The 19,771-nt window shown below is 53.2% G+C and carries 23 protein-coding genes and 1 other annotated feature; of the genes, 11 read left to right on the top strand and 12 right to left on the bottom strand.

Annotated features, from left to right (window positions below; all coding sequences use genetic code 11):
- Nucleotides 1-89 precede the first annotated feature (89 nt).
- From bamE to nadK, 3 genes are all read right to left on the bottom strand, one after another.
- Entirely contained in the window at nucleotides 90-428 is a 339-nt protein-coding gene (bamE, locus tag EXW94_RS21255) for an outer membrane protein assembly factor BamE (protein WP_014884883.1), read from the bottom strand.
- 138 nt (nucleotides 429-566) lie between these two features.
- Entirely contained in the window at nucleotides 567-2,228 is a 1,662-nt protein-coding gene (recN, locus tag EXW94_RS21250; RefSeq protein WP_010434161.1) for a DNA repair protein RecN, read from the bottom strand.
- An 85-nt stretch (nucleotides 2,229-2,313) separates the two neighbouring features.
- Nucleotides 2,314-3,192: an NAD(+) kinase gene (gene nadK, locus EXW94_RS21245; protein WP_042717523.1), complete on the bottom strand. Its 879-nt coding sequence runs from the start codon at nucleotides 3,190-3,192 to the stop codon at nucleotides 2,314-2,316.
- Nucleotides 3,193-3,314: 122 nt separating this feature from the next.
- Between nadK and grpE the strand changes: the two genes are divergently transcribed.
- The gene (gene grpE / locus EXW94_RS21240) at nucleotides 3,315-3,908 is read left to right on the top strand and encodes a nucleotide exchange factor GrpE (RefSeq protein WP_174340939.1); all 594 of its coding nucleotides are present in this window, start codon (nucleotides 3,315-3,317) and stop codon (nucleotides 3,906-3,908) included.
- 51 nt (nucleotides 3,909-3,959) lie between these two features.
- On the opposite strand, the gene EXW94_RS21235 is transcribed toward grpE, so the two are convergent.
- Both EXW94_RS21235 and EXW94_RS21230 read right to left on the bottom strand, forming a co-directional pair.
- Nucleotides 3,960-5,246 (bottom strand): HlyC/CorC family transporter, encoded by a 1,287-nt coding sequence (locus EXW94_RS21235; RefSeq protein ID WP_174341024.1) that lies wholly within the window; start codon nucleotides 5,244-5,246, stop codon nucleotides 3,960-3,962.
- 18 nt (nucleotides 5,247-5,264) lie between these two features.
- Nucleotides 5,265-6,056: an inner membrane protein YpjD gene (locus EXW94_RS21230; protein WP_041951454.1), complete on the bottom strand. Its 792-nt coding sequence runs from the start codon at nucleotides 6,054-6,056 to the stop codon at nucleotides 5,265-5,267.
- A 166-nt stretch (nucleotides 6,057-6,222) separates the two neighbouring features.
- On the opposite strand from EXW94_RS21230, the gene ffh reads away from it, so the two are divergent.
- The 7 genes from ffh (at nucleotide 6,223) to EXW94_RS21195 (ending at nucleotide 11,639) form a co-directional block, all read left to right on the top strand.
- Nucleotides 6,223-7,584: a signal recognition particle protein gene (gene ffh / locus EXW94_RS21225; RefSeq protein WP_003863132.1), complete on the top strand. Its 1,362-nt coding sequence runs from the start codon at nucleotides 6,223-6,225 to the stop codon at nucleotides 7,582-7,584.
- Nucleotides 7,585-7,700: 116 nt separating this feature from the next.
- Entirely contained in the window at nucleotides 7,701-7,949 is a 249-nt protein-coding gene (gene rpsP / locus EXW94_RS21220) for a 30S ribosomal protein S16 (RefSeq protein ID WP_003863133.1), read from the top strand.
- Between the two features lie 15 nt (nucleotides 7,950-7,964).
- Nucleotides 7,965-8,504, top strand: coding sequence for a ribosome maturation factor RimM (gene rimM / locus EXW94_RS21215; RefSeq protein WP_174340938.1), 540 nt, complete (start codon nucleotides 7,965-7,967; stop codon nucleotides 8,502-8,504).
- Nucleotides 8,505-8,535: 31 nt separating this feature from the next.
- Nucleotides 8,536-9,303, top strand: a complete 768-nt coding sequence (gene trmD, locus EXW94_RS21210) for a tRNA (guanosine(37)-N1)-methyltransferase TrmD (protein ID WP_010434154.1) — start codon at nucleotides 8,536-8,538, stop codon at nucleotides 9,301-9,303.
- Between the two features lie 43 nt (nucleotides 9,304-9,346).
- Nucleotides 9,347-9,694 (top strand): 50S ribosomal protein L19, encoded by a 348-nt coding sequence (gene rplS, locus EXW94_RS21205; protein WP_002914145.1) that lies wholly within the window; start codon nucleotides 9,347-9,349, stop codon nucleotides 9,692-9,694.
- A 131-nt stretch (nucleotides 9,695-9,825) separates the two neighbouring features.
- Nucleotides 9,826-10,230, top strand: a complete 405-nt coding sequence (locus EXW94_RS21200) for a DUF2946 domain-containing protein (protein ID WP_174340937.1) — start codon at nucleotides 9,826-9,828, stop codon at nucleotides 10,228-10,230.
- Nucleotides 10,231-10,268: 38 nt separating this feature from the next.
- Complete coding sequence (locus tag EXW94_RS21195) at nucleotides 10,269-11,639, top strand: PepSY domain-containing protein (protein ID WP_174340936.1); 1,371 nt, start codon at nucleotides 10,269-10,271, stop codon at nucleotides 11,637-11,639.
- Nucleotides 11,640-11,641: 2 nt separating this feature from the next.
- Here the strand turns inward: EXW94_RS21195 and EXW94_RS21190 are convergent, their stop codons facing one another.
- The 4 genes from EXW94_RS21190 to EXW94_RS21175 form a co-directional block, all read right to left on the bottom strand.
- Nucleotides 11,642-12,124, bottom strand: a complete 483-nt coding sequence (locus EXW94_RS21190) for an OmpA family protein (RefSeq protein ID WP_108416517.1) — start codon at nucleotides 12,122-12,124, stop codon at nucleotides 11,642-11,644.
- Nucleotides 12,125-12,137: 13 nt separating this feature from the next.
- Entirely contained in the window at nucleotides 12,138-13,358 is a 1,221-nt protein-coding gene (gene dgcN / locus EXW94_RS21185) for a diguanylate cyclase DgcN (RefSeq protein ID WP_174340935.1), read from the bottom strand.
- Nucleotides 13,351-13,887 (bottom strand): YfiR family protein, encoded by a 537-nt coding sequence (locus EXW94_RS21180; protein ID WP_172411144.1) that lies wholly within the window; start codon nucleotides 13,885-13,887, stop codon nucleotides 13,351-13,353. The genes dgcN and EXW94_RS21180 overlap by 8 nt, the downstream gene beginning before the upstream one ends.
- A gap of 153 nt (nucleotides 13,888-14,040) precedes the next feature.
- Complete coding sequence (locus tag EXW94_RS21175; protein ID WP_089600696.1) at nucleotides 14,041-14,415, bottom strand: DUF2799 domain-containing protein; 375 nt, start codon at nucleotides 14,413-14,415, stop codon at nucleotides 14,041-14,043.
- Between the two features lie 213 nt (nucleotides 14,416-14,628).
- On the opposite strand from EXW94_RS21175, the gene aroF reads away from it, so the two are divergent.
- From aroF to EXW94_RS21160, 3 genes are read left to right on the top strand one after another with little or no spacing between them, the layout of a single operon-like run.
- On the top strand, nucleotides 14,629-15,699 hold the full coding sequence (aroF, locus tag EXW94_RS21170; RefSeq protein ID WP_174340934.1) for a 3-deoxy-7-phosphoheptulonate synthase AroF: 1,071 nt from the start codon (nucleotides 14,629-14,631) through the stop codon (nucleotides 15,697-15,699).
- Nucleotides 15,700-15,709: 10 nt separating this feature from the next.
- On the top strand, nucleotides 15,710-16,831 hold the full coding sequence (gene tyrA, locus EXW94_RS21165) for a bifunctional chorismate mutase/prephenate dehydrogenase (protein ID WP_089600694.1): 1,122 nt from the start codon (nucleotides 15,710-15,712) through the stop codon (nucleotides 16,829-16,831).
- Between the two features lie 60 nt (nucleotides 16,832-16,891).
- Nucleotides 16,892-17,764, top strand: a complete 873-nt coding sequence (locus tag EXW94_RS21160) for an SMP-30/gluconolactonase/LRE family protein (RefSeq protein ID WP_174340933.1) — start codon at nucleotides 16,892-16,894, stop codon at nucleotides 17,762-17,764.
- Here EXW94_RS21160 and pheA read toward each other — a convergent pair.
- The 3 genes from pheA to raiA all read right to left on the bottom strand — a co-directional run bounded on the left by pheA (nucleotide 17,761) and on the right by raiA (nucleotide 19,522).
- The gene (gene pheA, locus EXW94_RS21155; protein ID WP_010434130.1) at nucleotides 17,761-18,921 is read right to left on the bottom strand and encodes a bifunctional chorismate mutase/prephenate dehydratase; all 1,161 of its coding nucleotides are present in this window, start codon (nucleotides 18,919-18,921) and stop codon (nucleotides 17,761-17,763) included. The genes EXW94_RS21160 and pheA overlap by 4 nt on opposite strands.
- A 30-nt stretch (nucleotides 18,922-18,951) precedes the next feature.
- Nucleotides 18,952-19,077 (bottom strand) — a sequence feature (Phe leader region).
- Nucleotides 19,029-19,076: a pheA operon leader peptide PheL gene (pheL, locus tag EXW94_RS21150; protein ID WP_100249759.1), complete on the bottom strand. Its 48-nt coding sequence runs from the start codon at nucleotides 19,074-19,076 to the stop codon at nucleotides 19,029-19,031. Its footprint overlaps the feature before it by 48 nt.
- Before the next feature lie 103 nt (nucleotides 19,078-19,180).
- Nucleotides 19,181-19,522 (bottom strand): ribosome-associated translation inhibitor RaiA, encoded by a 342-nt coding sequence (gene raiA, locus EXW94_RS21145; RefSeq protein WP_008502470.1) that lies wholly within the window; start codon nucleotides 19,520-19,522, stop codon nucleotides 19,181-19,183.
- Nucleotides 19,523-19,771: the final 249 nt, after the last annotated feature.

The following is a 19,771-nucleotide window of genomic DNA, read 5'->3' as shown; positions in this document are numbered from 1 at the left end:
GCTGCGCTTACCGGGGCTACGATTCTGCGCTAGAGTTCAGACACAAAAAAGGTGCTCAATGAGCACCTTTTTGCATTTCTGACTTCTGATTATTTGGTCAGGGCAGGCTTGTTGTCGATGTTGGTTAAGACACCGGCGCTGCTGAAGGTCAACGTCAGGGTCTGCTGGGTCACGTCTTCGTGGCCTGGCTGCTGACGGAATACATAGAACCATGTATTTGTACCGAACGGATCGGACATCATCGGGGTTCCCAGTGCATAAGCGACCTGCTGTTGTGTCATTCCCACGCGGATTTTGGACACATCGTTAGGGGTAAGGTAGTTCCCCTGGTTGATGTCAGGACGGTAAACCACTTTCTCCAGAGTGGAACAGCCTGCGGTCAACATCAGAAGAACCGCTGCGGCAGCGGTCAGCATTTTACAACGCATAGTGATTTGATTCCTTTTCGGGCCCGAGCAGAACGCGGCTCATATGTAATATGCCGATGATAATAGACCTTGCCCCACTTTGAAACCGGTCTGGCGGCGTTTTTGTTGTTCTCTATGACTCTGAGATCCCGAAAAAGTTTATGCCGCCAGCAGTTCTTTCGCATTCGCGAGCGTATTGCGGGTGACTTCGCTACCACCGAGCAGGCGCGCCAGCTCCTGCAGACGCGCGCGTTTATCCAGCGGTTTCATGTGCGTTTCGGTCATTTCACCATCCGTCTCTTTGCTGACGATAAAGTGATGATGACCACAGCCAGCCACCTGTGGAAGGTGGGTGACACACATCACCTGAGTCGATTCGCCCAACTGGCGCAACAGTTTGCCTACAACGGCCGCTGTCGGACCACTGATCCCTACATCCACTTCATCGAAAATCAGCGCCGGGGTTTCCATTTTACGCGCGGTAATCACCTGAATCGCCAGTGCAATACGCGACAGTTCGCCGCCGGAGGCGACCTTAGAGATGGCCTGCAAAGGCTGACCTGGGTTCGTGGTGACGCGGAATTCGATGCGATCCGCGCCTTCCGCAGTCAGGTGGCTCTCTTCGAAGCGAACATCAATACTGAACACGCCGTGCGGCATCGCCAGGGTGTGCATGCTGTCGGTGATGTGCTGGCTTAACTCCTGCGCATAGTGCTGACGGATATCGTGCAGCTGTTTCGCTGTTGCCAGCGCCTGCTGATGGTGCAGGTTTACCGCCAGAGACAGCGTTTCCAGTGAATCAGCCTGATCGTCGAGCTGGTGTTGTTCATCAAGGAGAGACTGATAAAAGGCTGGCAACTCCTCCGGCGTGACGTGGTGCTTACGCGCCAGTGAGATCTGACGGGATATACGCTGCTCAAGCTCAAACAAACGGTTCGGGTCGAGATCCAGACGTTCACAGTAGTGGCGCAGTTCGTCACCCGCTTCGGAGATCTGAATGGCCGCTTCTTCCAGCATATCCAGGACGCCAGAGAGTTTACTGTCCATCCCGACCAGTTCGGTAACCAGCTGACGGACGTTATACAACTGGCTCTGTAGATTTACGTCTTCGCCATCTGCCAGCATGTTGAGCGCATTTTGGCTGGTTGAAAGTAAATGACCGCTGTTAGCCAGACGTTTGTACTCTTCGTCGATTTGCTCAAACTCTCCCGCCTGCGGGTTGAATTCGTTCAGCTCTTTAAGCTGATACGCCAGCAGTTCCGCACGGGCTGCTCGCTCCTGACTTTGCTGCTGGTGTTGAGCGAGTTCACGGCAGCTCTGATGCCACTGGCGATAGTGTTCCGCCATAAGCTGAGTAAGCGCGTACTCACCTGCATAGCCATCAAGAAGGGCCTTCTGCTGCTCGGGTTTAATCAACTGTTGATGCGCGTGCTGACCGTGGATCTGGATAAGCAACTGGCCAAGCTCGCGAAGCTGGGAAAGGGGGACCGCTGTACCGTTGATAAAACCGCGGGAACGACCGTCGCTGCTGATGACGCGGCGGAGTAAACACTCACGTCCGTCTTCGAGCTGGTTCGCTTCCAGCCAGCGCAGGGCTGCAGGGGTGTCTTTCAGGGAAAAACGGGCGCACAGGTCGGCACGGGTTGCGCCCCGGCGCACCATATCGCCCTCTGCGCGGCCGCCAAGGCACAAGCCGAGGGCATCAATGGCAATAGATTTACCCGCACCGGTTTCACCGGTGATTGCCGTCATGCCGCTGTGGAAGTCGATCTCAAGCTCACGAACAATGGCAAAGTTGCTGATGGTCAGTTGTGCCAGCATAATTGTTTTCCTGTATGAAAAACCATAACTGTGTTTTCATACAGTATAAACTGGTTTTTTATACAGTAAAGTGCTGGATGCAAAATCAGAACAATTTTTTTGACCAGCCAAGCTTCGAGCTTAATGTGTTGAAATAGCTGTAATCTTTCGGATGAATCAGATTCAGGTGGTAATCACATCGACGAATGAGGACATCTTCACCTTCCTGGATCGGCAGCGCTATCTGGCTGTCGCAGCTGATCTCCAGGTCATTACGGCGGTGTGAGAAGCGCAGACGAATCGTGCTGTCGCCGTTGATAACCAGCGGGCGGGCGGAGAGCGTGTGCGGGAACATCGGCACCAGGGTGATGGCATCCAGTGATGGTGTCAGGATTGGGCCGCCCGCAGAAAGCGAGTAGGCGGTTGAGCCCGTCGGCGTTGAGATAATCAGCCCGTCAGAGCGCTGCGAAAAGGCAAAGATTTCGTCGATATACACTTCGAACTCAATCATGTGCGCCACTTTACCGGGGTGGAGAACCACCTCGTTGATCGCGGTGCTGATGCGCTTCTGGCAGTCCTGCTGGCACACCTGCGCTTCCAGTAAAAAACGTTTTTCGCTGATGTAGTGCCCTTCCAGCACGTCAGCAAGTTGCTGCTGGGCATTATCCGGGTCGAGATCGGTTAAAAAACCGAGATTGCCACGGTTGATGCCGATGACCTTAATATCATAACGCGCCAGCGTGCGGGCTGCGCCAAGCATGTTGCCGTCGCCGCCCACCACCACGGCGAGATCCGCCTGCTGACCAATTTCTGCCAGCGTGCCGGTTTTAACGCCCTTCAGCTGCAGCTCCTGAGCAATCTGCTGCTCGACCATCACTTCATAGCCTTTGCCACACAGCCAGCGATACAACATTTCATGTGTCGTCAATGCGGTAGGGTGACGCGGATGCCCGACGATCCCAATACACCTGAAATGATTATTCATTTTCTGGAGGTCCTTGTGCCTGATGAATGATGACAATCTGTCTTGTTCCCTTGAATCCCGGAAACTGATCCCCATAATAAGCGAAGTTAGCGAGATGAATGCAGAAAAACGCGGAGAAATTCATGAGTAGTAAAGAACAGAAAACGCCTGAGGGGCAAGCCCCTGAAGAAATTATCACGGAACAGCACGATGAAGTTGAGGCTGTAGAGCCAGAAGCGTCTGCTGAGCAGGTGGACCCGCGCGATGAAAAAATTGCCAACCTGGAAGCCCAGCTGGTAGAAGCGCAAAATCGCGAACGCGATGGCGTGCTGCGTATCAAAGCGGAAATGGAAAACCTGCGTCGTCGTACCGAGCTGGACGTTGAGAAAGCGCACAAATTTGCGCTGGAAAAATTCGTCAATGAACTGCTGCCGGTCATCGATAGCCTGGATCGTGCGCTGGAAGTGGCAGACAAAGCGAATCCGGATAACGCGGCAATGATCGAAGGTATCGAGCTGACGTTGAAGTCGATGCTGGACGTGGTGCGTAAGTTTGGCGTGGAAGTGATTGCCGATACCAATGTACCGCTGGATCCGAACGTACACCAGGCGACCGCCATGGTGGAGTCTGAAGAAATTGAAGCCGGTAAGGTGTTGGGTGTGATGAAGAAAGGTTATACCCTGAACGGTCGTACCATTCGCGCGGCAATGGTGACCGTGGCGAAAGCGAAAGCATAACGTGCTGCCTGTAGTGCCGGGTGGCGGCGTTCGCCTTACCCGGCCTACATTTTATTCGGCAATACTTTCGCGTAGAGGCTTAACGGGCAGGACTTTCACCTGCTTAATCATATTGTCCTGCACGTCCAGGATATCAATATCATACAGTTCAATACGCACACGCGTTCCTGCTGCCGGGATCTCTTCCAGCGCTTCCAGAATCATTCCATTTACGGTGCGCGCTTCATCTTCCGGTAAATGCCAGTTGAAAGCTTTATTGAGTTCACGGATGTTCGCACTGCCGTCGATCAGCACCGAACCGTCATTTTGCGGGGTGACTTCTTCGGCAAGGGAAGGCGACATGGATGTGGTAAAGTCACCGACAATCTCTTCCAGGATATCTTCGACCGTCACTAATCCCTGAATATCGCCGTACTCATCAACCACCAGACCGACTTTCTTCTTGTTACGCTGGAACTTCACCAGCTGTATGCTGAGCGGTGTCCCTTCTGGCACGTAGTAAATTTCATCTGCGGCGCGCAGCATCACCTCTTTAGTGAACTCTTTTTTCTCGGTCATCAGACGATACGCCTCACGCACGCGCAGCATGCTGATGGCATCATCCAGAGAATCGCGATACAGCACGATGCGCCCGTGTGGGGAGTGCGTCAGCTGTCGGACGATGGCTTTCCAGTCGTCGTTGATATCAATCCCAACGATCTCGTTACGCGGCACCATGATGTCGTCGACGCTGACTTTTTCCAGATCCAGTACCGACAACAGCATGTCCTGATTGCGCCGGGAGATCTGCGAGCGGGATTCGTTCACGATGGTGCGCAACTCGTCTTTGCTGAGCGCGCTGCTGATGGTGACGTCCGCTTTGATGCCGACCATGCGCATCAGCAGGCGAGTCACCATATTCAGCAGCCAGACCAGCGGCATCATCAGGATCAACAGCGGTGCCAGCAGGAAGCTGCTCGGGTAGGCAACCTTCTCCGGGTAAAGCGCGGCAATGGTTTTGGGCAGTACTTCAGCAAACACCAGCACGACAAACGTCAGTACCCCGGTGGCAATCGCGACGCCAGCGTTGCCATACAGGCGCATCCCGACGATGGTGCCCAGTGCCGAGGCGAGAATGTTGACGAGGTTATTACCGATAAGCACAAGGCTAATCAGGCGATCCGGTTTACGCAGCAGCTTTTCGACACGGCGGGCGGCACGGTTACCCTGTTTGGCGCGATGGCGTAACCGATAGCGGTTGAGCGTCATCATGCCGGTTTCCGAGCCTGAGAAATAGGCGGAGATGACCACCATGATGATCAGGGTGACGATCAGCGTGGTGGTGGAGATGTGTTCCAGGGGGAACTCCTTTGTTACTTAGCCAGCAAATTGCTGTATGAAGCGACTTCCAAAATAGGCAAGGGTAAGAATGCCCGCGCCCGCGACGTTGAACCAGACTACGCGACGACCGCGCCAGCCTTCGTGATAATGGCCCCACAACAGGACAATATAGACAAACCACGCGATGATGGAGAGCACCGCTTTATCGATATTCTCCACGCTGAACAGGTTCTTCATGTAAAACAGACCGGTGCAGAGCGTGAGTGTCAGCAGCACCACGCCGACCTGGGTGATATGGAACATCTTACGCTCAATGACCATCAGCGGCGGCATTTCGTGATTGAAGGCCAGCTTTTTGTTCTTCAACTGGTAATCAATCCAGGCGAGCTGCATGGCGTAAAGCGCCGCAATAATCAGCGTCGCGTAGGCAAACAGCGACAGGCCGATATGCACCAGCATCCCCGGCGTCGCTTCCAGATGGGTAATGAACTCATTGGGCATAAACGTGGCTAACGCCAGATTGATCAGCGCGAAGGCATAAACAATCGGCAGCAGCAGCCAGCCGCGGTTTTTGGACGCAACAATGGTCATCACCGTACAAATCATCAGGCTGACCAGTGAGCCGACATTCAATACGCTCAGGTTTTGCACGCTGCCGTCGCCAGGAATAATGCGGGATTCCAGAGCAAAAGCATGGCTTATCAGTGCTATCACCGCCGAAAGAACAGCCATGCGCCGCCAGCCGCTGTTTTTTTGCAGCAGGCCGGGAATGATCAGCGCGAGGCTGACAGAGTAGGCAACAAGGGCGATCAGTGCGAAAACAGGCATATAGGCGTCGACAGTTGTCTTAATAAGAAAGATAAGCAGTATAACGTTACGTGACGCGTGCTCCAACCGTTGCATAACAACAAAGCTGCCTTCATGTTATACTCCGGCAAAATTCTGTGTATGTGTCGCTTACGCGACCCAACGTTTCTACCCCAGGCGAGAGACAATGTTTGATAATTTAACCGATCGTTTGTCGCGCACGCTGCGCAACATCAGCGGCCGCGGACGCCTCACCGAAGAGAATATCAAGGAAACGCTGCGCGAAGTGCGCATGGCGCTGCTCGAAGCAGACGTTGCGTTACCGGTCGTGCGTGATTTTATCAACCGCGTAAAAGAAAAAGCGGTTGGACATGAAGTTAACAAGAGCCTGACTCCGGGTCAGGAATTCGTCAAAATCGTACGTAACGAGCTGGTTTCGGCGATGGGCGAAGAGAACCAGGTGCTTAACCTGGCCGCTCAGCCTCCGGCCGTGGTGCTGATGGCGGGCCTGCAGGGTGCGGGTAAAACGACCAGCGTTGGTAAGCTGGGTAAATTCCTGCGCGAAAAGCACAAGAAAAAAGTGCTGGTGGTGTCTGCGGACGTCTATCGCCCGGCGGCGATCAAACAGCTGGAAACGCTGGCAGAGCAGGTTGGCGTGGATTTCTTCCCGTCGGACGTGGCGCAGAAGCCTGTCGACATCGTTAACGCGGCGCTGAAAGAAGCGAAGCTGAAATTCTACGACGTGCTGCTGGTGGATACCGCCGGTCGTCTGCACGTCGACGAAGCGATGATGGACGAGATCAAGCAGGTGCATGCCTCTATCAACCCGGTAGAGACCCTGTTTGTTGTTGACGCCATGACCGGTCAGGATGCGGCGAATACCGCGAAAGCGTTTAACGAAGCGCTGCCGTTAACCGGCGTGGTGCTGACCAAAGTGGACGGCGACGCCCGCGGCGGTGCGGCGCTCTCCATTCGTCATATCACCGGTAAGCCAATCAAGTTCCTCGGCGTCGGTGAGAAAACCGAAGCGCTGGAGCCGTTCCATCCGGACCGCATTGCTTCCCGAATTCTCGGCATGGGCGACGTGCTGTCGCTGATCGAAGATATCGAGAGCAAGGTTGACCGCGCGCAGGCCGAGAAGCTGGCCAGCAAGCTGAAAAAAGGTGACGGTTTCGATCTCACCGACTTCCTTGAGCAACTGCGTCAGATGAAAAACATGGGCGGCATGGCCAGCCTGATGGGCAAATTGCCGGGCATGGGCCAGATCCCTGACAACGTAAAATCCCAGATGGATGACAAAGTGCTGGTGCGTATGGAGGCGATCATCAACTCGATGACGCTGAAAGAGCGTGCGAAGCCAGAAATCATCAAAGGTTCCCGTAAACGCCGTATCGCGGCCGGTTGCGGCATGCAGGTGCAGGACGTAAACCGCCTTCTGAAACAGTTCGACGACATGCAGCGCATGATGAAGAAAATGAAGAAAGGCGGCATGGCGAAGATGATGCGCGGCATGAAAGGCATGATGCCACCCGGTTTTCCAGGGCGTTAATCGCTTTTGAGATTGCTTTTTGCCCGAAAATGAGTAAAATTTTCGGGCTTTTAATATGACACCCGGGCTCCGTTCCTCGATGGGGCCCGGTTGTTTTATTCACACAAGAGGATGTTATGGTTACTATTCGTTTAGCTCGTCACGGCGCTAAAAAGCGTCCGTTCTACCAGGTTGTTGTGACTGACAGCCGTAATGCACGCAACGGTCGCTTCATCGAGCGCGTTGGTTTCTTCAACCCACTGGCCGCTGGCGCAGAAGAAGAAACTCGTCTGGATCTGGATCGTATCGCTCACTGGGTTGGCCAGGGCGCTACTGTTTCCGATCGCGTTGCTACGCTGATCAAAGCAGCAAACAAAGCAGCTTAATCTGTCACGGTGGTCATGATGAGCAATAAAGCACCTGTTGAACCGATCGTATTGGGAAAAATGGGTTCTTGCTACGGTATCCGTGGTTGGCTCAGAGTGTTTTCCTCCACTGAAGACGCTGATAGCATTTTTAATTACCAGCCCTGGTTTATCCAGAAAGGCGGTAAGTGGGAAGAGGTCGAGCTGGAAAGCTGGCGTCACCACAATCAGGACATCATCATCAAGCTGAAAGGCGTTGACGATCGTGATGCCGCGAATGCCCTGACTAATTGTGAAATTGTCGTGGATTCGTCGCAGTTGCCACAGCTGGAAGAGGGTGACTACTACTGGAAAGACCTTATGGGTTGCCAGGTAGTCACTACCGACGGCTACAGCCTGGGGAAAGTCATCGATATGATGGAAACCGGGTCAAATGACGTTCTCGTCATTAAGGCAAACCTGAAAGATGCATTTGGCATCAAGGAGCGGTTGGTTCCGTTCCTCGATGGACAGGTTATCAAGAAAGTCGATCTCACTACTCAAACCATTGAAGTAGATTGGGATCCTGGTTTTTAAATTCTCCGGATAAACGGTAAAAGACGGCGCTATGTGGATTGGCATAATTAGCCTGTTTCCTGAAATGTTCCGCGCGATTACCGATTACGGGGTAACTGGCCGGGCAGTAAAGAATGGCCTGCTGAGCATCCAGAGCTGGAGTCCTCGTGACTTCACTCATGACCGGCACCGTACCGTGGACGATCGTCCTTACGGCGGCGGACCGGGGATGTTAATGATGGTGCAACCCTTACGGGACGCCATTCACACAGCAAAAGCCGCGGCAGGTGAAGGCGCAAAGGTGATTTATCTGTCACCTCAGGGACGCAAGCTTGATCAAGCGGGCGTGAGCGAACTGGCGACGAATCAAAAACTGATTCTGGTCTGTGGTCGCTACGAAGGGATAGATGAGCGCGTAATTCAAACCGAGATTGACGAAGAATGGTCTATCGGCGATTACGTTCTCAGCGGTGGTGAGTTACCCGCAATGACGCTGATTGACTCCGTCGCCCGGTTTATTCCGGGGGTTCTGGGCCATGAAGCTTCGGCAACGGAAGATTCCTTTGCCGATGGATTGCTGGACTGTCCACACTATACTCGTCCTGAAGTGTTAGAAGGGATGGACGTCCCGGCAGTGTTACTGTCTGGAAACCATGCCGAGATACGTCGCTGGCGTTTGAAGCAGTCGCTGGGCCGAACCTGGCTTAGAAGACCTGAACTTCTGGAAAACCTGGCTCTGACTGAAGAGCAAGCAAAGTTGCTGGCCGAGTTCAAAACTGAACACGCACACCAGCAGCATGAACATGATGGGAATGCGTAATACGCTCCCGAATATCAGTTTACCCAGGATAAGAGATTAAATTATGAGCAACATTATTAAGCAACTTGAACAAGAGCAGATGAAGCAGGACGTACCTTCCTTCCGTCCAGGTGACACCGTGGAAGTGAAAGTATGGGTTGTTGAAGGTTCCAAAAAACGTCTGCAGGCATTCGAGGGCGTGGTTATCGCTATTCGTAACCGCGGTCTGCACTCTGCATTCACTGTTCGTAAAATTTCCAACGGCGAAGGCGTTGAGCGTGTCTTCCAGACTCACTCTCCGGTAGTTGACAGCATTGCTGTTAAACGTCGTGGTGCTGTACGTAAAGCTAAACTGTACTACCTGCGTGAGCGTACTGGTAAGTCTGCTCGTATTAAAGAGCGTCTGAACTAAGATTCGCTTAAGCGACATCCTGTTAGAAAGGGCTGGCCGAAAGGCTGGCCCTTTTTTTTGTAATCGCATCTCGCGCATTAACTCTTTCGACATAAATCATTTACAATGCTTGCCTCTTCACCGGAGGGTAAGTGGATAACGTACTGCATCGGCATAATGGGAAACGCGCAGCGGCATTGACCGCGCTGTTTGCGATCCTGCTGATCGTGGTCGCGCCGCTTATCTCTGTCTCGCTGCAAAAAGATCCCATGAGCTCCATGCCGGGCATGCATCATGATATGAGCATGATGTCGATGGATGACCATCACGGCGATATGCAGCATTCCAGGCCTGTTGACCATGCGGAGGCCTGCGGCTACTGCGTGCTGTTAGCGCATGTTCCTGGCGTGATGCTGGCGCTGATCGTCCTGCTAAGCGCGGTGCTGCAAAGGCTGCGCGTTAAGCCGCCGTGCCAGGCGGTCAGCCACTGGCACTTTTTCCCCTGGCTTTACCCTGATACCCGCGCGCCGCCGCGGCAGTCTGCTTTTTCCCTTTAAAAATAAATCGATAACTTACTGCCTTAAAAAGGAAAAGTATGACTACCTGCACGCCGCGCGCGGCATGGGGAAACCTGCTGCGTCGCCTTCATTTCTACGTTGGGCTGTTTGTCGGCCCGTTTATCTTCTTCGCTGCGTTGACCGGTACGCTGTATGTGGCAACCCCGCAGCTGGAGAATGCGCTCTACCGGCATGCGCTCCACACAAATTCTGTGGGTGAGTTGCAGCCGCTGGCGGAACAAATTGCCGTGGCGGAAAAAACCCTTGGAACAGATCTGCGTTTGCACGCCGTTCGTCCGGGGCTGGCTGAGGGTGAAACCACCCGCGTGATGTTTGCTGACCCGTCGCTTGGTCCATCGGAACATCGGGCTATCTTTGTCGATCCGATAAGCCTGGCGGTGCTGGGGGACATGACGGTATACGGAACCAGCGGGATTTTACCGCTGCGTCAGACTATTGATTATCTGCATACGTCGCTGATGCTGGGCGATGTTGGGCGGCTCTACAGCGAGCTGGCGGCCTCGTGGATGTGGGTCGCTGCGCTCGGCGGCATTGCGCTGTGGTTTTATACCCGACCCAAACGGCGCATTAACAACCCCTTTCAGAACCGACGTCGAGTGCATGTGGCGTTAGGCTGGACGCTGCTGGGTGGAATGTTGTTATTCTCAGCAACCGGCCTGACCTGGTCCCAGTGGGCGGGGGGGAACGTTGATAAGCTGCGTGCTGAGATGAACTGGCTGACGCCGCAGGTCAATACAATGCTCTCCGGTATGCCCATGGTCATGGACGAACACGCCGAACATCGCGGCCATCATGGGGTAATGATCGTGCCGGAGATGGCGATGGATCTGACGCAGTTTGATGGCGTGCTGAGTGCTGCGCGAAAGTCAGGAATTGATGCTAACAAGCTTGAGATCCGCCCCGCCAGTACGTCCGATCGAGCCTGGACGGTAACGGAAATCGATCGCAGCTGGCCAACGCAGGTTGATGCCGTTGCGGTTGATCCCAATACGATGCAGGTCATGGACAGAACCCGCTTTGAAGATTTCCCGTTAATGGCAAAACTGACCCGCTGGGGCGTGGATTTCCATATGGGGATCTTATTCGGGCTGGTGAACCAGCTGCTGCTCGTTGCGTTCGGACTTGCCCTTTGCGTGCTCGTTATCTGGGGATACCGAATGTGGTGGATGCGTCGTCCGGCGAGGTCAGCTGCGAACCCGGTGCAGACGCTTTGTCAGAGCTGGCTGGCGCTGTCATTCTGGGGGAGGGCGGTCACGATAGTGGTTAGTGCTCTGCTGGGACTGGCGTTGCCGGTGATGGGCGTTAGTCTGGCCTTGTTTATATTTGTTGACTGGCTACGCTGGCGAGCGGCGTCAGGCGTGTCGCTCGCCGGATCCTCCGTTAAATAACCTTATGGCGTGCTGATGACTACCGCGACCCGGCGGTTTTCAGCGCGCCCTTGCGAGGTGCTGTTGCTGGCAACGGGATATTTTTTGCCTAATCCCCGCGTGGTGAGGTTACTGCGTGGGATATTCGCACCCTTTGCCCAGGTGTCTGCAACGGCATTGGCGCGTTTTAACGAGAGCGCTTCGTTATAGCTATCCTCACCATAATTATCCGTGTGACCGTCCATCCGGGCGTGGTTCAGACCGGTTGCCGCCAGACGCGAGGCCATGGTCTGGATCTGTGTTTCGCTCTCCGGGCGCAGTCTTGCATCATTTTTATCAAATAAGATTTTATCCGACAGTCCCAGGGACCAGTCGCCATTCAGTTCGTTAAAGCCGTAAGACTTCATCGCCGCAACTTGTTCTGGTGTAAATTTACCTGGCGGTGTCTGGCAGCCTGCCAGGGCCAGCGATCCGAGTAACAAGGGCGCGATATATCGCTTTAACATAGTACATTCCTTTCTAATTTATTGTTTTTGTACGCTGATTCTTGACCAGGTACATATTGCGGTCGGCTTGCTCCAGTAATGCTTCCACGGAGGCATTTTCCCACGCCAGAGCGAAGCCAATGCTGAGTGACAATGATGCAGTTTGCCCGTTATGCAGATCAAACGGACGGATAAACTGCTGCGAAAGCGCAGCACAAATATATTGAACTTCACGCTCAGAATGGACGCCGTACAGCACCATGGCGAACTCGTCGCCGCCGAGGCGGTATGACTGATGACGTTTATCACCAAACTCAACCATCCTGCTGGCGACTTCAATCAGCACGCCGTCACCTGCCGCATGTCCCCAGGTATCGTTGATAAACTTAAAGTTATCCCCATCGAGGAAAAGCAGGGCCGAGTTTGCCTTTGCCGATGAATCGTTCATCAGTGCCGCAATGCTATTACGAAACGCGGCGCGGTTAGCCAGCCCGGTTAAGGGGTCGTGCATGGCAGTACGTAGTAACTGGGCATTCTTGGCCTGAAGCTTTAGCTGCCACTCTTCCATCTCATCCAGCAGGCTGTTGAAGTCTTCGCCAAACTGGTGGAATTCTTCAATACGGCCTTCCGTCACCCGACGGGAGAAATTACGGTTGGCGCGCACGTCATGGACGACGTCGGTAATATTCTGCATCTCCGTCACCATACCGTGATGCAGGGAACGTGTAATGGTGAGCGCAACGGCAGATGCAAACAGAATGCAGCCGGTCAGGACAGCAAACGACAGCCAGATAAAGTGGCTGATAAGGCTGTCTCGTGCGGTAAGGCGAATTTCGCCAATCACCGTGCCGTTATGCTCGATCGGTTGTGCAACAGGGACAGGAAACAGCCAGCGGCTGACCAGCGCACCCAGGGTGTCTGTGTTATCTTCCGGATCCCATGACCAGTAAGCGAAACGTTTTTGGTGGGCATTGAGGACTTCCGCCACGGCAAATTGCCCCTGTTTCCCAAGGGCTGCAAGTGTTTCATTGGCCGCGAGTGAATCATTGAAAACCAACGAGGCTTCAAGGCTGTGACTCATGGTTGAGCCGGTGAGTTCGAGATTCTTTTGCGCGTATTGCTTTAATGTCACCACGGAAGCGAAACACAGCAACAACCATATAAATGTCATTGTAATGATGACGCTTATCATGCTGATCCGGCGCAACGTTCTTTTAAACGTCGGACGCGGTGTAGAGGCGAAATCCTTATTCATGCTTTTTATTCCGTGCAAGCATTAATACATCTGGATTGACGCGCACGCCACTGCGCGTCAATGCATCCAGATTGACGGAAAATCTGACCTGGTTCTGTTCTGTTATCAGGCAAAATGCACTGCCAATAACACATTCAGGATTTTGCTCTGAGATTAATAGCAACGCTCGGCCCTGATATTGACTAATTAATTCAAGTTGTTTTGCAGGCGATTCAGCCCCGAAATAAATAGCATCGCACGTCGCAGAGAGTGCTTCCTGATCGTTACGTACAATGACAGGAGTATAAGGTAACTGGCTTTGCGCATCTTCACTGCTGAGTACTTGCGTATAGTGAGATGAAGCATAAATACAGAGCTTAGGCTGCCCTGAGAGTGAAGGCCATCGGGTATAGCTCACAATACCGGAAACAATCGAACGTACCGATTTATCGGTATCTGTGAACGGAGCTGCCGTCGCTGAACCTGCCGTAAAGAACAGCATTATCACCAGAGTGAATCGGAACAAAGAGATCAAGAATAAATTTCTCACCAGATTCCGCCACACTGCTCTGGAAATAGTTGTCCTTAAGAGTTGTTGGCAGAATACCATTGTTTATCAACGCCGTCATTATGTCAGAAAAATCGCAGGCCAGACTTAAGCTAAATCCTACAATTACTTATATTTGGACATTAAAAGCCAGACTCAATTAAGTCTGCTGGTACTCATACTTTCATCCATCCCTTTTTGCCATGACTCATGCAGCTTTGCTGCATTTTCGGCAGTATCACAACTGGCAGGAAAAGATTTACCTGCTAATCCCCATGCGTGAATAAAACCCTCTTCACACACTTTCTTCTGACCGTCAGTATAACCCCGGAGATATTCACTCCGATCGACATGGGGGTCGTTAAAACTATCGGCCAGGGTTTGATTATCTTTAACCGGCAGGCCATTCATGGCGTCTTCTTTACCTGCATCAAACCAACTCGGGCTGGTCCAGTCAGGCTGGAAGGTGTAAGGATTGATCTGGCAACCTGATAAGAACAGTGACAACAGCGTGAGAGCAATTGAACGCATAGCCATTCTCCTTTTTCTTCAGCATAGCCTGGCTAATGAAAGTCCGTCTGTAATTTAAAGTTTACGTTTTTATCGGCTGATTTTTGCAATAAATTGGCTTGTGTAAACTAATGTGTACGTATTTTGGATTGAAATGTTTACTTTTTATGGTATGGTGGTTTCACCTCTTTGAGGAAAACAACTATCGCAAACGAGCTTGACAGGATCGCCATCATGCAAAAAGACGCGCTGAATAACGTACATATCACTGACGAACAGGTTTTAATCACTCCGGATCAGCTTAAAGCGGAATTTCCGCTGAGCATTGCGCAGGAAGCTCAAATCGAGCACTCGCGCCAGACCATTTCTGACATCATCGCTGGCCGCGACCCGCGCCTGCTGGTGGTTTGCGGTCCTTGCTCCATTCACGATCCTGAAACCGCCATTGAGTACGCTCGTCGATTTAAAGCATTAGCGGAGGAGGTCAGCGATAGCCTCTATCTCGTTATGCGCGTCTATTTTGAGAAGCCACGTACTACCGTGGGCTGGAAAGGGTTGATTAACGATCCGCACATGGATGGCTCGTTTGATGTGGAAGCAGGACTGAAAATTGCGCGTCGCCTGCTGGTGGAACTGGTGAGCATGGGGCTGCCGCTGGCTACCGAAGCGCTGGATCCGAACAGCCCGCAGTACCTGGGCGATCTGTTCAGCTGGTCTGCGATTGGTGCGCGTACCACGGAATCACAAACCCACCGCGAGATGGCGTCTGGCCTGTCGATGCCGGTCGGTTTTAAAAACGGTACCGATGGTAGTCTGGCGACGGCGATTAACGCGATGCGCGCTGCCGCAATGCCGCACCGTTTTGTCGGTATCAACCAGGCGGGCCAGGTGTGCCTGCTGCAAACGCAGGGCAACCCCGATGGCCATGTGATCCTGCGCGGCGGTAAAGCGCCAAACTACAGCCCGGCTGATGTCGCGCAGTGTGAAAAAGAGATGGCACAGGCAGGACTGCGCCCGGCGCTGATGGTAGATTGCAGTCATGGTAATTCGAATAAAGATTACCGTCGCCAGCCTGCGGTTGCGGAATCGGTGATCGCACAGATTAAAGATGGCAACCGTTCCATTATCGGTCTGATGATTGAGAGCAACATTCATGAAGGCAATCAGTCATCGGAACAACCGCGTAGCGCAATGAAGCATGGCGTCTCCGTTACGGATGCCTGCATCAGCTGGGAAACCACCGATGCGCTGCTGCGTGAGATCCACAAAGATTTGAACGGCCAGCTGGCGACGCGTCTGGCTTAAGAGGGTAGTTATGGTTGCTGAATTGACCGCATTACGCGATCAAATTGATGAAGTGGATAAGGCGCTGCTGGACCTGCTGGCGCGCCGCATGGCGCTGGTTGCTGAAGTCGGTGAGGTCAAAAGCAAATACGGCCTGCCGATTTACGTCCCGGAACGCGAAGCCACTATGCTCGCCTCCCGCCGTAAAGAGGCTCAGGCGCTGGGCGTTTCTCCGGATTTAATTGAAGATGTCCTGCGCCGCGTGATGCGCGAATCTTACTCCAGTGAAAATGACAAAGGCTTCAAAACCCTTTGTCCTTCGCTGCGCCCGGTAGTGATTGTCGGCGGCGGCGGTCAGATGGGCCGTCTGTTTGAAAAAATGCTGACGCTTTCTGGCTACCAGGTACGCATTCTGGAAAAAGAGGACTGGGAGCATGCCCCGGAACTCATGAAAGATGCCGGAATGGTTATTGTCAGCGTCCCGATCCACGTGACGGAGCAGATCATCGGGAAGCTTCCTCCTTTACCGGATGATTGCATTCTGGTGGATCTGGCTTCCGTCAAAAATGGTCCGCTGCAGGCAATGCTGGCTGCACATACGGGCCCGGTACTGGGTCTGCACCCGATGTTTGGCCCGGACAGTGGCAGCCTGGCGAAGCAGGTAGTCGTCTACTGTGATGGGCGTCAGCCGGAAGCATACCAGTGGTTCCTGGAACAAATTCAGGTGTGGGGCGCGCGACTGCACCGCATTAGCGCAGTTGAGCACGACCAGAACATGGCCTTCATTCAGGCGCTGCGCCACTTTGCAACCTTTGCCTATGGTCTGCATCTGGCGGAAGAGAACGTGCAGCTTGAACAACTGCTGGCGCTCTCTTCACCTATCTATCGTCTGGAACTGGCGATGGTCGGGCGCCTGTTTGCTCAGGATCCACAGCTTTACGCGGACATTATTATGTCCTCCGAAAACAACCTGGCGCTGATCAAGCGCTACTATCAGCGCTTTGGCGAAGCTATTACGCTGCTGGAGCACGGAGACAAGCAGGCGTTTATCGACAGCTTCCGTAAGGTAGAGCACTGGTTCGGCGATTACGCCACGCGTTTCCAGAGTGAAAGCCGCACGCTGTTGCGTCAGGCAAATGACAGTCGCCAGTAATGCGATGATGTATATACTGAAAGCCAGCGTTGCTGGCTTTTTTCATTTTGGGGACTTGTCATGGCTGAACCGCAGCTGCTGTTGAATTACACCGGACATTTGCCAGAGTGCCCGACGTGGAGTGCGGAAGAGAATGCACTCTACTGGGCGGATATTCTGGAAGGGGAGATCCATCGTTTTCATCTGCCCACGGCAGAACACACAGTGCTCTCTTTTCACGAAGAGGTGGGCTGTTTCGCGCTGCGCGAGCGTGGCGGGTTTATTGTGGCGATGCGTACGGGGATCTGGCTGACCGATAAACACGGTCTGCTCCGGCGCAAGGTGTGCGATAACCCGTCCAACCCGCAGCTTGCTCGTTTTAACGACGGGGGTACCGACCATCTGGGACGGTTCTATGCAGGCACCTTCTGGGGGCCGGGAGATTATAACGGTGCCATGCTGATGCGTATCGATAACGACCTGACGCCGAAAGTGATCCAGTGTGATATTCACGGGCATAACGGCTTAGCGTTTAGTCCGGACAAGCAGTGGATGTTTACCTCAGACACGCCAAACGGCGTGATCTACCGTACGCCGCTTGATGAGCAGGGCGAACCCGGCAAGCGCGAGGCGTTTCGCCGGTTTAACGAGGGGGAAGGCATACCCGACGGTGCGGCTATGGATGAAGAAGGCTGCTACTGGAGCGCGATGTTTGACGGTTGGCGTATTGCCCGTTTTTCACCGCAAGGGGAGCAACTTGAAGAATACCGCATGCCGGTACGTTGCCCGACGATGGTCTGTTTTGGCGGTGATGACATGAAAACGCTGTTTATTACCACCACGCGGGAAAATATGGATGCGGAAGAGGTGGCGAAGTACCCCCTCTCCGGTGCCATCTTCACCCTGCCCGTCAGCGTGGCAGGGATGAAGAAAAGTCGATTTATTGAACATTAAGCCGGGTCAACCGGGACCACGTTCTCGCTCGGATAGCAGCCCAGCACTTTCATGGAGCGCGTGATCTCGCCGAGTTCGCGCAGGGCTTTCTGCATGGATGCAGATTCCAGGTTGGCCTGGATATCGAGGTAGAACATCTCTTCCCACGGATTACCGTGGATCGGACGTGATTCCAGCTTTGTCATGATCAGATTGTGATTACGCAGTACCAACAGCGCTTCAACCAGTGCGCCTGCCTGCTGACCGGTAGCCATAAGCAGGGTCGTTTTTGCCGGAACCTGATCCGAGACATCAATTGCTTTACGCGCCAGCACCACGAAACGGGTGATGTTTTGCGTCTGGTTTGCCAGATTGCGTTCAAGCACCTGCAGGCCATACAGCGCGCCACCCGCTTCGCTGCCGAGCGCGGCGACGGTTGGAGAGTTAGCCTGCGCCACTTTTTCCATCGCCGCCGAGGTGCTTTCAGTGTACTCAATTTTCCAGTTCGGATAGCGGTTCAGGAACTGGCTGCACTGTTGGAACGGTTGAGGATGGCTGTAAACCGTTTCGATCTTGCTCAGGTCGGTTGAGCCGGAGACCAGCACGCAGTGGTCGATTGGGATTGTCAGCTCGCCAACCAGCGACAGGCTGGTGTGCTGGAGCAGATCGTAGACATCATTAATGGCGCCGGAACTGGTGTTCTCAATAGGCACCACGGCGTAATCCGCCTGGCCGGTTTCTACCTGATTGAAAATATCAGCAAACTTCGCACAACCGCTCTCAATGAACTCTTCGAAATGGCGGGCTGCGTACTGGCGCGCAGCCAGGTGGGAGTAGGAGCCTTTTGGACCGAGGAACGCGACGCGTGCAGAGTGCGGGTTGGTTTTGTTCAGATGCTGCTGGAGCAACGCTTGCTGGGTCAGAACGGAATCTTCGATGATGAGCTGGAACAGACGGGTGATGTAGTGGGCATCAAGATGATGCGCTTTGCCGAGCTGAATCAACCGTTCCAGTAAATCGCGCTCGCGGTCGATATCGCGCACGGGGCGGTGAGAGTCCAGCTTGGCTTTACCCACCTCGACGGCGAGGGCACGGCGTTCGGCCAACAGCGCCAGTAATTTCTCGTCCAGCGCGCTGATTTTTACGCGCAGATCCAGTAACGGGTTTTCCGGTGTCATAGTGTTGCCTGTCTCGTTTTATCGTTATCAATAAAAAAGGCCTCCCGCTGTGGGAGGCCTTGTTGTTCGTCTTCGCATTCTTTATCACACGACGAAACGCCTCCCAGTCAGGGGAAGGTAAAAAAGAATGCGAAGAAGAACGGCGTAAGTTTCATAAAGTCATCCTGAAATTGATACCGTTAAAGTACCCGTACTGTTTTCACCCTGTCAATAAAAAACGCGCCCGAAGGCGCGTTGGCGGTACACTCAATTTAAAGGATTACTCTTCTTCAACTTCTTCCGCGAAGCTGGCGTCTTTCACCGATGTTGTGGCGCGACGGGCTTCACCTTTGTGTTGCACTTTATTGAGCTGCCGTTCCAGCTTGTTGATCAAATCGTTAATAGCGGTGTACATATCCTCATGTTTTGCGCTGGCGACCAGATGGCCGTTTGGAGTATTGATAGTTGCGTCAGCGATGAAACCCTGCGGTTCCTTGGACAGAATGATATGTGGGTTAATCAAATGTGTTTGCCATTTATCCAGTTTGGCGAGACGGTCTGCGACGTGCTGGCGAATTGCCGGAGTAATTTCCATTTGTTTACTGGTAATGTTCATTGTCATAAATTTTACCTCTTGTCTTTCCGTCTTGGTGATTCCAGCATACCCGACCTAATGTCAAAATGTGTGATTTAGATCACGTTATTTTGTCACTTTTTGTCAGGGAATCTTTTTTGTGAGGCAGGGCAGGAAGAGGTGAGATTTACCTTGTCGAAGACAAAAATTGGGGCCATAGTTGACGGGATGTGTTGAGGCTAAAGCGCTTCAGCGGGTGACAGAAATGAATAAAAAATCGGCAGCCCTGAGGCTGCC

This window comes from Enterobacter sp. JMULE2 (assembly GCF_013337145.1).
GTDB classification, from domain to species: Bacteria; Pseudomonadota; Gammaproteobacteria; order Enterobacterales; family Enterobacteriaceae; genus Enterobacter; species Enterobacter mori.
The sequence above is the reverse complement of the archived record's forward strand: the minus strand, read 5'-3'. Positions and strand labels throughout refer to the sequence as shown.

Excerpts from the sequence above, each read along its gene's own strand:
- rplS (WP_002914145.1), top strand. The coding sequence starts at position 9,347 with ATGAGCAACATTATTAAGCAACTTGAACAAGAGCAGATGAAGCAGGAC.
- tyrA (WP_089600694.1), top strand. The coding sequence starts at position 15,710 with ATGGTTGCTGAATTGACCGCATTACGCGATCAAATTGATGAAGTGGAT.
- EXW94_RS21230 (WP_041951454.1), bottom strand. The coding sequence starts at position 6,056 with ATGCCTGTTTTCGCACTGATCGCCCTTGTTGCCTACTCTGTCAGCCTC.
- aroF (WP_174340934.1), top strand. The coding sequence starts at position 14,629 with ATGCAAAAAGACGCGCTGAATAACGTACATATCACTGACGAACAGGTT.
- ffh (WP_003863132.1), top strand. The coding sequence starts at position 6,223 with ATGTTTGATAATTTAACCGATCGTTTGTCGCGCACGCTGCGCAACATC.
- trmD (WP_010434154.1), top strand. The coding sequence starts at position 8,536 with ATGTGGATTGGCATAATTAGCCTGTTTCCTGAAATGTTCCGCGCGATT.
- EXW94_RS21160 (WP_174340933.1), top strand. The coding sequence starts at position 16,892 with ATGGCTGAACCGCAGCTGCTGTTGAATTACACCGGACATTTGCCAGAG.
- nadK (WP_042717523.1), bottom strand. The coding sequence starts at position 3,192 with ATGAATAATCATTTCAGGTGTATTGGGATCGTCGGGCATCCGCGTCAC.
- EXW94_RS21175 (WP_089600696.1), bottom strand. The coding sequence starts at position 14,415 with ATGCGTTCAATTGCTCTCACGCTGTTGTCACTGTTCTTATCAGGTTGC.
- grpE (WP_174340939.1), top strand. The coding sequence starts at position 3,315 with ATGAGTAGTAAAGAACAGAAAACGCCTGAGGGGCAAGCCCCTGAAGAA.
- rpsP (WP_003863133.1), top strand. The coding sequence starts at position 7,701 with ATGGTTACTATTCGTTTAGCTCGTCACGGCGCTAAAAAGCGTCCGTTC.
- EXW94_RS21190 (WP_108416517.1), bottom strand. The coding sequence starts at position 12,124 with ATGTTAAAGCGATATATCGCGCCCTTGTTACTCGGATCGCTGGCCCTG.
- raiA (WP_008502470.1), bottom strand. The coding sequence starts at position 19,522 with ATGACAATGAACATTACCAGTAAACAAATGGAAATTACTCCGGCAATT.
- EXW94_RS21195 (WP_174340936.1), top strand. The coding sequence starts at position 10,269 with ATGACTACCTGCACGCCGCGCGCGGCATGGGGAAACCTGCTGCGTCGC.
- bamE (WP_014884883.1), bottom strand. The coding sequence starts at position 428 with ATGCGTTGTAAAATGCTGACCGCTGCCGCAGCGGTTCTTCTGATGTTG.
- pheA (WP_010434130.1), bottom strand. The coding sequence starts at position 18,921 with ATGACACCGGAAAACCCGTTACTGGATCTGCGCGTAAAAATCAGCGCG.
- dgcN (WP_174340935.1), bottom strand. The coding sequence starts at position 13,358 with ATGAATAAGGATTTCGCCTCTACACCGCGTCCGACGTTTAAAAGAACG.
- recN (WP_010434161.1), bottom strand. The coding sequence starts at position 2,228 with ATGCTGGCACAACTGACCATCAGCAACTTTGCCATTGTTCGTGAGCTT.
- rimM (WP_174340938.1), top strand. The coding sequence starts at position 7,965 with ATGATGAGCAATAAAGCACCTGTTGAACCGATCGTATTGGGAAAAATG.